This is a genomic window from Thiogranum longum (assembly GCF_004339085.1).
GTDB lineage: Bacteria > Pseudomonadota > Gammaproteobacteria > DSM-19610 > DSM-19610 > Thiogranum > Thiogranum longum.
In genome coordinates this window covers 422,698-436,503 of record NZ_SMFX01000001.1, presented here as the reverse complement: position 1 = coordinate 436,503, position 13,806 = coordinate 422,698, and the positions used below count along the sequence as shown (strand labels likewise).

The window sequence follows — 13,806 nt, the reverse complement described above, 5'->3', positions numbered from 1 at the left end:
GAAGTACGGGTTACGACGCAAGGTCTTTACTGATCTCGACAAGCCGGGCAAAGGTCTGTTTTGCAGCACCCGAGGCCAGAGTTTCGAGCGCCTTGTTCACACCGTCAGCCAGGTTGTCGACAAGCCCGGCGACATAAATGGCGGCGCCGGCGTTCAGGGCCACGATATCGCGTGCGGGGCCAGGGGTGTTATCAAAGACCTGCCCGATCAGCGCAAGGCTCTCCTGCGCATCCTTCACGGCCAGTGTCGTTATATCGGCGACCTGCATGCCAAACTGCGACGGCTCGATACGGTAGCAGCTCACCTTGCCGTCTTTCAGCTCGGCAACCTGTGTCGGTGAGCCAATACTGATCTCATCGAGCCCGTCATCCGCGTGCACTACCAGTACATGGCGGCTGCCCAGCTTGCCGAGCACCCGGGCCAGCGGTTCGATCCAGTCAGCACTGAAAACCCCGAGCACCTGGTTGGGGGCACTGGCCGGGTTGGTGAGCGGGCCGAGCAGGTTGAACAGGGTACGTACGCCCATTTCCTTGCGCGGGCCGATGGCGTGCTTCATGGCGCTGTGGTGTTTGGGTGCAAACAGGAATCCTACACCGACCTTGTCCACACACTCCGCGACCTGCTCCGGCGTGAGATCGAGATTAACGCCTGCAGCCTCCAGTACATCCGCACTGCCGCAGCTCGATGACACCGAACGGTTACCGTGCTTTGCAACCTGCGCACCGGCCGCTGCGGTTACCATGGCGCTGGCGGTCGAGATATTGAAGGTCGAAGCGCCGTCACCCCCGGTTCCACAGGTATCGACAAGGTGGTCGCCCCTGACCGGTACCGGTGTCGCCAGTTCACGCATGACTTTTGCAGCCGCGGCAATCTCGTCGACGGTTTCACCTTTCATACGCAGCCCGATCAGGAAGCCACCGATCTGTGCCGGCGTAGCCTGGCCGGTCATGATCAGCTGCATGACATCATGCATGTCATTTTCGTTCAGGTCCTGGCGTTCTGTGACACAGCGTATCGCTGTCGGCATATCCATCGCTCAGCCCTCCAGAAAGTTTTTCAGCATGTCATGACCGTGTTCGGTCAGGATCGACTCGGGGTGGAACTGCACGCCCTCGACGGGCAGTTCACGATGCCTCACACCCATGATTTCATCAACCTCTCCCTCCGCGCTACCGGTCCAGGCGGTCACTTCCAGGCACGCCGGCAGACGGTCTTTTTCGATCACCAGCGAGTGATAACGGGTCGCTTCCAGCGGATTGGACAGACCACGGAACACACCCTGGTCACGGTGATAAATCATCGACGTCTTGCCGTGCATGATTTCTTTTGCATGAACAATACGGCCGCCGAACGCCTGGCCAATACTCTGGTGCCCCAGGCATACGCCGAGTATCGGAATACGCCCGGCAAGGGTTTTGATGGTTTCCACCGATACACCCGCCTCGTTGGGCGTGCAGGGACCAGGAGAAATCACAATCTTTTCCGGTGCCAGCTTTTCGATTTCCTGCACGGTGATCTGGTCGTTACGAAACACGCGCACGTCCGCACCCAGCTCGCCGAAGTACTGCACCAGGTTATAGGTGAAGGAGTCGTAGTTATCGATCATCAACAGCATCAGTCCTGCGCCCCCTTGCAATGATTTCCATCCAGTCCGGCCTGCGCATGGGCTACGGCGCGGAATATGGCACGCCCCTTGTTCATGGTCTCGGCCCATTCGTTGGCAGGCACCGAGTCGGCGACAATACCGGCGCCGGCCTGGATGTGCAGGACTTCGTCCTTGATGACGGCGGTACGAATGGCGATGGCCGTATCCATATTCCCGGACCATGACAGGTAGCCCACCGCACCGGCGTACACACCGCGCTTGACCGGCTCCAGTTCATCGATGATTTCCATGGCACGGATCTTCGGTGCACCGCTCACTGTTCCGGCCGGGAAAGTGGCGCGCAGCACGTCGATGGCCGACAGGCCCGGACGTATCCGCCCGGTCACATTGGAAACGATATGCATGACGTGCGAATAACGTTCGATAATCATCTTGTCAGTCAGTTCGACACTGCCGGTTTCGCTGACACGACCGGCATCATTGCGGCCCAGGTCTATGAGCATCAGGTGTTCGGCCAGCTCCTTGGGATCGGCCAGCAGTTCTTCTTCCAGTACCTTGTCTTCGGCTTCAGTCGCACCGCGCGGACGGGTGCCGGCAATGGGACGCACCGTCACCACATCATCTTCGAGGCGCACCAGAATCTCGGGGGAGGAACCGACAATATGGAAATCTTCCAGGTCCAGGAAGAACATGTACGGCGACGGATTCAACCCGCGCAGCGCGCGGTACAGGTCGAGCGGCGGTGCGTGATACGGAATCGACAGCCGTTGCGATAACACCACCTGCATGGCGTCACCTTCGACGATGTAGTCCTTCACACGCTCCACGGCAGACTCAAAGCCCTCGCGTGTAAAACCGGAGACAAAGTCGTCTTCCGACACCTCACACGGGTTCTGCAACGCACCGGGGATCGTTACCGGCTGACACAGGCGATTCATCAATACATCGAGGCGGTGCTGGCCATACGCCCAGGGATCGTCGTGCGAGGTATCGACGTGAACCACCATGAGCAGCTTGCCGGCCAGGTTGTCGAACACCACCACTTCGTCTGACACCATCAACAGAATATCGGGCGTATTCAGCGTATCTTCGCCGCCCAGGGCATCCTCTCTCCCGCCTGCGGCAGGATTCATCTTGTTGGCACTATCTTTCAGGCGCGGTTCGATGTAGCGCACGGTGTCGTAACCGAAATAGCCCACCAGTCCGCCGCCGAAGCGTGGCAGGCCTTCCAGATCCGGGGCACGGAAACGCTGCTGGAAATCCTCGATCCACTGCAACGGGTCATCGCTGTGGACTTCCTCGACCAGTTCACCCTCGGTGCGCACCTCGATACGTTCTCCATAGACACGCACGACGGTGCGGCACGGCACACCGATAATGGAGTAGCGCCCCCACTTCTCACCGCCCTGTACGGACTCGAACAAATAGGAATAGGGCCCGCTGGCGAGCTTGAGGTAGGTACTTAACGGGGTGTCGAGATCGGCCAGCACCTCGCGCATTACCGGGATACGGTTGTATCCCTCACCGGCCAGTTGTTCGAATTGTTCAGGAGTCATGGTTCTCACCGTTGAGACATTTTTGATACACGAAGGCAGTTACAGACAGCGGATCAACGCCACCATCGTTCCTCCTTCTCGTGCATTCGTGTCTCTACGGTGAGCATCATGCGGCCTGTTCGAGTTCGCCTTTCAGGTGTGCCAGGGTCTCAATGACCAGGTCAGGCTCCGCTATGCGGATATCCTCACCGTGGTTATAGCCGTAGGGCAGGCAGACAATCTGGAAGCCTGCCGCGCGCGCGGCTTTTACATCACTGATCGAATCGCCAACCATCAGCGACCGCTCAGGGCTTACCTTAAAGAATTCCGCCGCGTGCAGCAACGGGGCCGGGTGCGGTTTCTTGTGTTCCAGCGTGTCGCCACTGACCACGATACCAAAGTAGTCGTAAATTCCCAGGTCTTTCAATAGCGGCAGGGTAAACTGCGCCGCCTTGTTGGTGACACAACCCAGCGGGTAGCCCGCCGCGCGCAGGTAGTCCAGGCCTTCTTTTACGCCCGGGTACAGCACGGAGCGTTTCGACGTATTTTCCGCGTACAGGTCAAGAAAAACCGGGTAGGCTTTTTCAAACTCGGCCTCGTCCGGCTCGCCATCCAGTTGTCCGATCAGCGCACGGCGCACCAGGCGTTCTACACCATTACCCACCCAGTCACGCACGCGGGTTTCACCCCAGGGTTCGCGACCCAGCTGTTTCATCATTTCATCGACGCAAAAGGCAAGGTCCGGCACGCTGTCGACCAGCGTGCCGTCCACGTCGATGAGGATCATATCGGGCGTGCGGATAGCCATTCAGCCAGCCTTGGCCAGTTCGTCGCGCATGGCCTTGACAACCGTGTCGTACACATTCGCATCACTGTCGCTGGCAGCACTGAAGATAGCGGAACCGGCCACAAAAGTATCGGCGCCCGCTTCGGCGATTTCACGGATATTGTCGACCTTGACGCCGCCATCAATTTCCAGACGGATGTCACGACCGGATGCATCGATGATCTTGCGCGCTTCACGCAGCTTGTCGAGCGTGGCCGGGATAAAGCTCTGGCCCCCGAAGCCCGGGTTAACGGACATCAGCAGCACCATATCGACCTTGTCCATCACGTAGGTCAGGTAGTCCAGCGGCGTTGCCGGATTGAACACCAGGCCAGACTTGCAGCCTTCACCCTTGATCAGTTGCAGGGTGCGGTCGATGTGCTCACTGGCTTCCGGGTGGAAGGTAATGTAACTGGCACCGGCCTTGGCAAAGTCCGGAATAATACGATCCACCGGCTTGACCATCAGGTGCACATCGATTTCGGCGCTGACGCCATGCTTGCGCAGGGCTTCACAGACCAGCGGACCGATGGTCAGGTTGGGCACATAATGGTTATCCATGACATCAAAGTGGACAATGTCGGCTCCGGACTTGAGGACGTTATCCACTTCCTCGCCCAAACGGGCGAAATCGGCTGACAAAATAGACGGTGCGATCTTGTAATCTGGCATAATCCGGGCCTCGTAAAGTGTTTGCTGCGCTGGTAATTCAGGATCGCGCACTTTACCGGAACCGCCGCATGATTTCAGCCCGGGAAATTGTGTCGGGAAACCAATCCTGTAGATGGAGGGGATATTGCTGTGCACCGTATACTTAAGTTGCTGGCTATACTAGCTTTTTCAGGAAGCCACACAACACTTGCCTTTGCTGCCTCCGACCAGCAAAAGGAAAAGCGCTGGGCTGAACAAATCGGTGACAGCCTGGTCGACGGGGAAACCTGCGAGCTGGATGCCGGCGGCACACCCTTCATGGGTATCTATACCGAGGCCAGCGACGGCTTTACCGGCCGCGCCGTCATAATTGCGCATGGCATGGGTGCACACCCGGATTGGGCAGACGTCATTTATCCCTTACGGACCGGACTGGCCGACCACGGCTGGGCTACGCTGTCCATACAAATGCCTGTACTGCCCAATGATGCTTCACTGCAGGATTATGTGCCTTTGTTTGATGAGGTCTCGCCACGCCTTGATGCCGCCGCCGCCATGCTACGCAAACGTGGCAACAAGACTATCGTGCTTATTGGCCACAGCCTCGGCGCCACCATGTCGGCCTGGTACGTTGCCAGCAAGAAAAAACCGCCTGTACAGGGTCTGGTGCTGGTCAGTGTCGGCGGCTCCACCATCGACGAGAAAACCAACAGCCTGCTGTCACTGGCAAAGATCACGTTACCGGTACTGGATATCTATGGAAGCCGCGACCTCGATACACTATTGGCAACACCTGAAGCACGCCGGAAAGCGGCCCGTAGCGCCGGTAACAAACTCTACCGCCAGACTGAAGTCGAAGGTGCGGATCATTTTTTCACCGGTATGCAAGATGCGTTGGTCCGCCGCGTCTACGGCTGGCTGAAAACCCATTACGTCAAGAAAAAGAGTAACTGACATGTCCCAGTACAGCATCGCTATCAGCCTGCACATCCTGTCTGCCGTCCTGTGGGTCGGCGGTATGTTTTTCGCACACCAGGTACTACGACCGGTTGCAGCTCAACTGTTAGAACCCCCGCAGCGCCTTAAGCTATGGGCACAGGTATTCAGCCGCTTCTTTCCCTGGGTGTGGCTGTTTGTCATCCTGCTGCCCGCCAGCGGTTACTGGCTGGTGTTCAGCCTGTACGGCGGCATGGGCGCCGTTGGCCTGCATATCCATATTATGCAGGGACTGGGATGGTTGATGATTCTGCTTTACATGCACCTTTACTTCGCGCCTTTCAGGCGCCTGAAAGAAGCTGTGATCACAGAGCAGTGGCCGGAAGCCGGCAAGCGCCTGAACCAGATTCGCCAGATCGTGGGCATCAACCTGCTGCTGGGCATACTGATTATTGCCGTCGCAGCAGGCGGTCGTTTTATCCAGGCACCCCTCTAGGGAACCTCTATTTAACGCCTTTTCCGTCATTCTGGCGTATGCCAGAATCCAGTGGTTTCAATGGCCTGGATACCGGCTTGCGCCGGTATGGCCGGGGGGGTTGCTAGCTGCGACGCGCTTTCCGGATCGTATCGTAGGCGCGACGAATTTCCTGACTCTTTTCGGTAGCCAGCTTTATCATTTCTTCAGGCAACCCTTTTGAAACCAGCTTGTCGGGATGGTGCTGGTTCATCAGGCGACGATAGGCTTTCTTGACTTCCGCATCGCTGGCGCTCTCATCAACACCAAGTACTTCGTACGCTTCGCGCAAGACATCACCCGGTGAAACACCCCCGCTCGCGAAGTGTTGTGCATTTCGCACCATCGCCTCGATGTGCTGGAAAGCCTGTTGTGTAAAGCCCAGCGATACACGCACCTGCTCCAGCAACTGACGTTCACTGGCGTGTAAATCACCATCGGCATATGCCGCGTGCATCAGAATTTCAACAAACATCTGCATCAGGTTGCGGCGACCATGACATTCCTGCCGAAACTGGCGTAGCACATCTTCAAGCGGGAAGTCAGGCTGCTTGCCCTGGTTGAACAGGTTGATAGCGACTTTGCGACGCTCATCATCAAGATTGAACTGCTGCATGATCTGGCGTGCCAGATCAATCTCGCTTTTTGAAACCTTGCCATCTGCCTTGGCAAGATGCCCCATCACAGAAAACACGGTGGTAAAAAACACCGTCTGTACTCGCTCCTGTGCACCAGGCGCGAAACCTTCCCCGATACGTCCCATGCCCTTATCGAAATTGTGCCCGAATGCCGCGCCAATCAATGCGCCCAGCGGGCCACCCAGCATGAAACCGAAAGCCCCGCCCAGTAACTTACCCCACCAACTCATACATTTTCCTCGTTTTTCACACCATTGGCGACGTAATGTTCAATCGCCTGCACTATACGATCGCACAGATCCTGCGCGTCTTCCTCATTGCTGCCATCAGCATCCAGAAAAGCCAAAAGTTCGACGCCTTGCTCAAGGGCCGCCGCCTGATCAAGCCGATGGCAGGCTTCACCCACCGTTATCAACAGACTCAAACGATGCATTTTTTTCAGTAATTCTCCGGAGATAGCAGACGCCATGACGACCACTACATCAGTTCGCCAACAGCGTTCTTCGATGCCTTCGGCATCCAGCCCCGGGTATTCTTCCCAGCTATATTTCGGAATTTTCAGCGGCGGAAACTCGACACCCTTTGCTAACTGCCCCGCATCCACCACTACGATCTCGATACTCATATATGATCCTCGAAGAGCGTCAAATTTCTCTCGTTGCAAACCTGTTTTTATGGGCATATAAATCAAGCAAGGTTCTTGGACCTTCATAACAAGCACCCGGAACGCCAAGTATCAGCAGTTTAAGCAAGGAGGTAAACCGCTATGGCAGTACAACCTTCACCGCAAATCGGCGATTGGTACAAATCCCCCGTCGGCGACGCTTTCGAAGTTGTCGCCAGTGACGACGATGACGACACACTGGAGCTTCAATATTTCGATGGCACCATCGAAGAACTGGATCGTGAGACCTGGGAAACATTGCATCCGCAACCCGTAGAGCCACCGGAAGATTGGAGCGGATCCATGGATATATCACCTGAAGATACCGAAGAGACTGATATCTGGGCAGAAACTGAAGACTGGATGAGACAGATCGAACGTATGGACTACCGCCTGACGTGACTGACTGAAAACGCAACTATACTGGATTTAGCGGTCTAACCCGGAGTAGCTGGCCGGTTAGGCCAATTCAGCCCGGTGCGGGACAGGAGGTGCAGCATGAGACGCAGACTCTATTTTCTTTTACCCAGCGTAGCGCGTGCACGGCAGGTTGTTGATGAACTTCTGCTGGCACGTATTGATGACCGTCATATTCACGTATTGGCAAAAGACGGCTTGTCACTGGGAGACCTCCCCAGGGCAAGCCTGCTGCAACGCAGCGACTTTATACATGGAATAGAAATAGGTCTGGGTGTCGGTGGCGCTACCGGTGTACTGGCAGGACTTATCGCCGTCGCCTTCCCGCCAGGTGGCATTGCGCTCGGCGGCTGGACCATTCTGGCGTGCGCTCTCGCAGGTGCAATTATCGGTGCCTGGGTGTCAGGCATGATCGGAACCGATGTACCCAACAGTCAGTTGAAGGAATTCCAGCATGCCGTTGAACAGGGACAGATCCTGATGATGATTGATGTACCGAAAGACCGGATCGAAACGGTCACCAACATGATCAAACGACACCACCCGGAAGCCGATATGCACGGCATTGAGCCCACTATCCCTGCGTTTCCCTAGCCATGAATCCTCTAACCTGCTGGATTCCGTGTGAAAATTTATCAGGGTTAATGTTTATATCCCGACGCCGATAGCCTTTATAACGGCTGCGTTATCAGCCATTACTATCGAGGGAGGTGGGCCATGGCATATTTCATGGATATGGCAAGTGGAACGGAATTTCCGGTTGAAGAACCATCGTGCAAGCTTGTATGCAAGGCTGAAAATTCGGCCTGTGACACGCCATGCGCGATCGAAGAGCCGCACCTGCAGCTCGCCATGGTCGAGGCCAGAACGCAAAGTGAAGCCCGTACACTTCCCGCCGCATCTGTTGAAGCCCTGATCAAGTCACTCGAAGACTGACGTACCAAGCAAACATTAAACCGGCAGCCCGTTAAACGCTGCCGGTTTTTTATTTTTCAGAAACAACATCCCTCATACAGACATCATTACCTTCCTGCTTGAGATCAATTGCTACCAGCGATTGTCCTGCGCAGGGTCCGGCCACACATACTCCATCATCAATACGAAACAGGGCGTCGTGTGTCGCACACTGGATCAAGCGACGATCCAGATCCAGAAACTGATCCGGCACCCAGTCGAGCGGGCCGCCCGTGTGCGGGCACTGGTTGAGATAGCCGCGAACTTCTCCGGATTTACGTACCAGGAAGATATCCGCCAATCCAGCCGAGGTTGAAATACAAAACCCACGGCTGCTATCTTCGGGTAGCGCTGACAAATCACAAATTTTCAGCCAATTCACCATGCACCGCAGATTAGGCAGTTACACGCACAATTTCAAATCACCAGGGCGTGACAGCGACTACCTCTTTATTCGCGCACTACGCGAAAGCCAAGGTTATCCAGTTGACTTTGTACATCCATCCGGTCACGCGCCGCACTGCGAAGCTGGGCTGAAGGACTGCTATATGCTCCACCGCGCACAACACGCCCGGCACAGCCACCCGTTTCAACAACTCGACCATCAATCGGTGCACGACTATAGTTCGGTGTGTAGCAATCCGCTACCCACTCGCGCACATTGCCGGCCATGTCACTCACACCCCAGGGGCTTGCCGCATAACTGGCCACCAGCGAGGTCTGTATCCCGCTATCCGTACTGCCACAATCAAAGCAGTTGGCATGGTTTTTACCAACGTCTTCACCCCACCAGTAGCGTGTGGACGAACCTGAACGCGCCACAAATTCCCATTCAGCCTCGCTCGGCAGACGATAAGACTTGCCGGTTTGTGCAGATAACCATTGCGCATAGGCCTTTGCATCCTCCCAGCTGACATTTATCACAGGGCGGTCACCACGCCCCCAGCCCTTGTCACCAGGCAACCGGCGGCCTGTTGTGCGCGCAAAAGTGTCATAGTCATTAAATGTCACTTCGTGGGCTGCAATCGAAAACGGCGCAAGTCTGACTTCATGCTGTGGGCGTTCATCAAACTGCTGGGAAATAGCGCTGCTTCCCATCAAAAAGTGATCCGCACGCAAGCGCACCATCAGCGGACCTGGTGAGCCATCACCCAGACGATCCCGGAAACGTCCTGCCGGTTGCTCAACCGCAGGTTGCACAAGCGGCTCCGCCGTTTCACCCGCATCCGGGCGTGATGTCATGGAAGTTATGTCTTCGCTGGCCTGCCCTGCTTTTTTCACCCTCTCGCCAGAAGAAGGATGCTGGCGGGTTGCAGTATCTTCCGTCGATGTTGATGCGCCGCGTGGCAGATCAGACATGCCACGCGCAAGCGGAAAAGACCTGGCCGCAGAGACAGACGGGGCAGGCTTTTCTGCCGCTGCACCAACTTTTTCTGAAACCACGGGCGCTTCCGGCAAGCGTTGCTTCACTTCGGCGGTCACTTTACTGGTCAAATGATCTCCGGCTTCCTGGTCAACGGCCGGTTCCGGTGCAACAAGCTGGCGATTTACAGCTCCGGATTGAGCGGCAGCCGACGTCCCTGCATCTGACTGCCACCAGAACAACCCGGCTCCTGCCACGACACCGATAACCAGACCGACCATCAACCCTTTGACCAGACCTGATTTTGGCACTGCGGCAGTATGTGGTTGCGCACTCGCCAGTTCTTCGTCCAGCAATACCGCCGGCGCAAGAACATCGTCCTCTTCGAATTCAGGCACATTCAGTAACATGGGATTCGAAGCCTGGGGGTCGCTGTTATCCAGTGACGGGATCGCACCATCCAGCATGGCGGGCTCAGATGCCGCGACTGCCTGGCTCAACCGGGTTTTGAGTTGTTCGACTTCCTCGCGCAGACTTTCACATTGTTCTTCCGCCTGGGCACGCAGGCGTACAGCTACCTCGACATTCTGTTTGGCCTGCTGCAAAGCTTCGTTTTCCTCACAATCACCACCTTCATCAGACAGCATACCCTCCAGGCCACGATGTACTTCGGCTTCTGCTCTCAACTGGTCGAGTTCATTCTTCAACACATCGACTGATGATTTCAGCTCATCACGTTCTGATCCGACAGCATCCAGCTGTACTTCCAGGTCAGCCAGCCGGGTAACAGCGTCTTCGTTACTTTCCAGAACCTGCTTCGACTGCTGGTAAGCATCACGCAGCTCCTCCAGCTCCTGGTTAATAACCGTGATGGTCTCCTGATGGGTATTGCGTTCTCTTTCCGAGGCTTCAAGGGCTTCGCGCAACCCATCCTGTATACCCTGTTCAGTGCCAAGACGAATTTCCATTTCATCATTGGCCAGGCGATTGGCCTCGACCAGCTGCTGCTCGGCAGCCTGGGCGCTCTGCCGGGCCAGCTTCAGTTGCTGCTCAAAATGCTCGACACGTGCCTGGCTATCTTCCAGCTGGGCACTACGCTCTCCAAGACTGACCTCAAGATCATCGCGCAATCGAGCACTTTCATTAACCTGCGCCTGCAATGCCTCCAGCTCGGCTGCCAGCCCTTCAGCCGAACCATCTGCAGCCTGTTTTAATTCCTTGTGTAACCGGTGGACCTCGGCCCCATGGTCCTGACGTTCACGTTCACGGGTCTCTTCGTTTTTGCGCAGACGATCGAGTAAACGCTGCTGCTCGCGTTTGAGGTTGTCCACCTCGGTTTGCGCCCGGGACATTGCCTCACGTGCGCTACCCAGATCAGATTCGAAATCACGCTCACTGGACGCAAGCTGCTTCTCAAGCTCGGAAATACGACCACTCAGCTGCTCCTCACGTTTGGCACTTTCCTCGAGCTGGCTGCTGGCCTCATCAAAAGCATTTTTTGTGCTGTCGAGTGACTCGCCAAGAGTGTCGAGCTCCTGTTGCAGCTGCGCACGAATACGCTGCTCTGCCCCATCGGCCTCTTGCCGGGCACTCTCCAGTGACACATTCAGAGCCTGCTCGTTTACCTGAGACTGCGTGAGCTGTTGCTCAACATCCGCCAGTTTTCCGGCAAGTGATTCATGTTCCCCTGTCTGGGCCACCAGTTTTTGTTGGTAGTCTTCGATACTGTGCTGCAGCACCTGCTGCTGCTGTTCAAGCTCCGCTTTTTCCGCCTGAAATGTTTCCTGTAGCTGCTCACTCTGCTCACTGGCCTGCTGCTTCAGTGTTTCGATCTGCTCAAGAAGACCGGTTTCCCGCTCTTCAGCCAGGCGCGTGGCTTTTTCCGCCCCGGCAAGCGCTGTTTCAAGCACACTACGCCTGTCCGCTTCTTCCTCCAGTACCTGGCTCTTTGCATCCAGCTGCGCCTGGACTACCTGAACCTGTTCACTGAGCTCACCCTGCTGACTATCCACCCGGGCCTGCAATGCTTCCAGCTCACTGCGCATTTTTTCCAGCTCACGGTTAGCCGCGTCCCGCTCACCGGCAACCGCGCTGGTGCGCTGCCCCAGCTGCTGATAGTCTTCGCGTACACGCTCCAGCTCAACTTCCAGCTGCGCCAGTTGTTTTTCAAACTTTTCATTCACCCCTTTGCCGGATTCGCGGGCCTGTTGCACTTCCTCCAGCTGCCGGTTCAGTTCACCGTATTTTTTTTCTGTTTCTTTCAGTGAGTCCTGTAACGATTCAACCTGCTCACGCAAGGTTTCAGCTTCAGCCTGCAATATTTCGCGTGCCGCCAGGCTGTCTTGAAGCTCCACCTCGAGAGGAGAGACAGTTTCAGCATCCTGGCACGACTCTGCGCTTGTACGTCCCTCTGCATCCCTTTCATTTTCGAAAGGGATAATGTCTGCGTCGTGACTGGCCGTATCCTCCTGCAACGGGGTGGAAGCTCCCTCCAGTTCCTCGACCGGAACATCCATCAGTCCATTTTTCAGCGTGTATACACTGAAGCCCCGCTGCCTCAGAATAAATGCACCCGAAGCGCTACGGCGACCTGTGTCGCAGCAGACAATGTAGCGTTTGTCAGCATCCAGACTGTCCGCCTGGTCTCTTAGTGCCGACAAGGGGAAATTCCGACTACTCCTGACATGTTGATTATCAAACTCACCCGGCAAACGCACATCGAGCCACTCGGCACCCTGCCCGGCGAGTTGTCCGGCCTGCGCAAAATCCACTTCATGCACCAGCGGTGCGCGCAGCAGTTCATCGAAATCGTCTTTGGAAAGTCGCATCAAAGAACCGTCTGTGAGCATGGTCACTGTTGCGTTACGGTGCGAGTCGGAAACCAGTGCCTCCTCTCCGAAACAGGCACCTTCCCCCAGCTCTGCCAGCAACACTTCCTTGCCACGTGCCGAGGCTTTTCGACTCACCGCCATCCGACCGGATTTGACGATGTAGAAGTAATCACCATCCTCATCCTGCCTGATGACCAGGTCGCCGGCCCGAAAACTGACCGACTCAAGGCGCATCAACAGTTGGTGAATATTTGACGGCGGAAGCTGGAGAAATGCCTGCGACTGCAACATACGCGTCATCCAGTCGCCATCATCATCTGCGCCGATCTCAACGACATCGTAGCCGGATGATTCGTCCCAGGTCAGCAATACGTCGAGCAGTCCCGAATCAATGCGCGCGACCGTCACTGCACCCGACGCACGGGCAGATAACTGGCGAGGCTGTTTATGCGCCAGCGGATGATGCGCTGCTTCGGAACCGCCTGTGATTGTAGCAACGACATTGCGACCCTCATCGACCAGCTCTATCTTGCCCTCCAGCAGGTAAACGGATTTCTGATCGCGTTCACCTGCCTTGAACACATAGCGCCCGGAGCGTACCGTTTCAATTCCGGCTTTTCGGGAAATTTCGTCAAGATGAACTGCAGATAATGCATTGAGCGGCACCAGATCCTTTAACGCCTTCTTGTCCAAGAGTTTTTTTACCGCTCCCATGGTCTGCCTGTCATCCTGTCGATAGAGTTTGCCGGTATCCGGAACGTACTTTTTCATTCGCCTGCGAGGTATGCGCTGCGCACCCCCTGCTATCGGCACAAAACATCGAAAACTTAGCCTGAACCACTGTCTTAAAATCGTGAAATTGCTCACAAAT

The 13,806-nt window shown here is 56.0% G+C and carries 14 protein-coding genes; 5 read left to right on the top strand and 9 right to left on the bottom strand.

Annotated features, from left to right (window positions below):
* Positions 1-10: 10 nt before the first annotated feature.
* The 5 genes from trpD to rpe form a co-directional block, all read right to left on the bottom strand.
* A complete protein-coding gene (gene trpD / locus DFR30_RS02075; RefSeq protein ID WP_132971090.1) occupies positions 11-1,033 on the bottom strand; it encodes an anthranilate phosphoribosyltransferase in 1,023 nt (340 codons plus the stop codon).
* Between the two features lie 3 nt (positions 1,034-1,036).
* Positions 1,037-1,615, bottom strand: coding sequence for an anthranilate synthase component II (locus DFR30_RS02070; RefSeq protein ID WP_132971089.1), 579 nt, complete (start codon positions 1,613-1,615; stop codon positions 1,037-1,039).
* Positions 1,615-3,162, bottom strand: coding sequence for an anthranilate synthase component I (trpE, locus tag DFR30_RS02065; RefSeq protein ID WP_132971088.1), 1,548 nt, complete (start codon positions 3,160-3,162; stop codon positions 1,615-1,617). Before trpE ends, DFR30_RS02070 begins: the two co-directional genes overlap by 1 nt.
* Before the next feature lie 106 nt (positions 3,163-3,268).
* A complete protein-coding gene (locus DFR30_RS02060) occupies positions 3,269-3,949 on the bottom strand; it encodes a phosphoglycolate phosphatase (RefSeq protein WP_132971087.1) in 681 nt (226 codons plus the stop codon).
* A complete protein-coding gene (gene rpe, locus DFR30_RS02055) occupies positions 3,950-4,639 on the bottom strand; it encodes a ribulose-phosphate 3-epimerase (protein WP_132971086.1) in 690 nt (229 codons plus the stop codon).
* 129 nt (positions 4,640-4,768) lie between these two features.
* Between rpe and DFR30_RS02050 the strand changes: the two genes are divergently transcribed.
* On the top strand, positions 4,769-5,572 hold the full coding sequence (locus tag DFR30_RS02050) for an alpha/beta fold hydrolase (RefSeq protein WP_165869064.1): 804 nt from the start codon (positions 4,769-4,771) through the stop codon (positions 5,570-5,572).
* A gap of 1 nt (position 5,573) precedes the next feature.
* Positions 5,574-6,050: a CopD family protein gene (locus DFR30_RS02045; protein WP_132971084.1), complete on the top strand. Its 477-nt coding sequence runs from the start codon at positions 5,574-5,576 to the stop codon at positions 6,048-6,050.
* Between the two features lie 103 nt (positions 6,051-6,153).
* On the opposite strand, the gene djlA is transcribed toward DFR30_RS02045, so the two are convergent.
* Positions 6,154-6,936, bottom strand: a complete 783-nt coding sequence (gene djlA / locus DFR30_RS02040) for a co-chaperone DjlA (protein ID WP_132971083.1) — start codon at positions 6,934-6,936, stop codon at positions 6,154-6,156.
* Positions 6,933-7,418, bottom strand: coding sequence for a hypothetical protein (locus tag DFR30_RS02035; RefSeq protein WP_132971082.1), 486 nt, complete (start codon positions 7,416-7,418; stop codon positions 6,933-6,935). Before DFR30_RS02035 ends, djlA begins: the two co-directional genes overlap by 4 nt.
* 54 nt (positions 7,419-7,472) lie before the next feature.
* Between DFR30_RS02035 and DFR30_RS02030 the strand changes: the two genes are divergently transcribed.
* From DFR30_RS02030 to DFR30_RS02020, 3 genes are all read left to right on the top strand, one after another.
* Positions 7,473-7,772, top strand: a complete 300-nt coding sequence (locus tag DFR30_RS02030; protein WP_132971081.1) for a DUF6763 family protein — start codon at positions 7,473-7,475, stop codon at positions 7,770-7,772.
* A gap of 96 nt (positions 7,773-7,868) precedes the next feature.
* On the top strand, positions 7,869-8,381 hold the full coding sequence (locus tag DFR30_RS02025) for a DUF1269 domain-containing protein (RefSeq protein WP_132971080.1): 513 nt from the start codon (positions 7,869-7,871) through the stop codon (positions 8,379-8,381).
* Positions 8,382-8,504: 123 nt separating this feature from the next.
* Positions 8,505-8,723 carry a hypothetical protein gene (locus DFR30_RS02020; protein WP_132971079.1) on the top strand — a complete coding sequence of 73 codons (219 nt, stop codon included), beginning with the start codon at positions 8,505-8,507 and terminating at the stop codon, positions 8,721-8,723.
* A 49-nt stretch (positions 8,724-8,772) separates the two neighbouring features.
* On the opposite strand, the gene DFR30_RS02015 is transcribed toward DFR30_RS02020, so the two are convergent.
* Both DFR30_RS02015 and DFR30_RS02010 read right to left on the bottom strand, forming a co-directional pair.
* Positions 8,773-9,126, bottom strand: a complete 354-nt coding sequence (locus DFR30_RS02015) for a Rieske (2Fe-2S) protein (protein ID WP_132971078.1) — start codon at positions 9,124-9,126, stop codon at positions 8,773-8,775.
* A 65-nt stretch (positions 9,127-9,191) separates the two neighbouring features.
* Entirely contained in the window at positions 9,192-13,706 is a 4,515-nt protein-coding gene (locus DFR30_RS02010) for an SUMF1/EgtB/PvdO family nonheme iron enzyme (RefSeq protein ID WP_132971077.1), read from the bottom strand.
* Between the last annotated feature and the right edge of the window lie 100 nt (positions 13,707-13,806).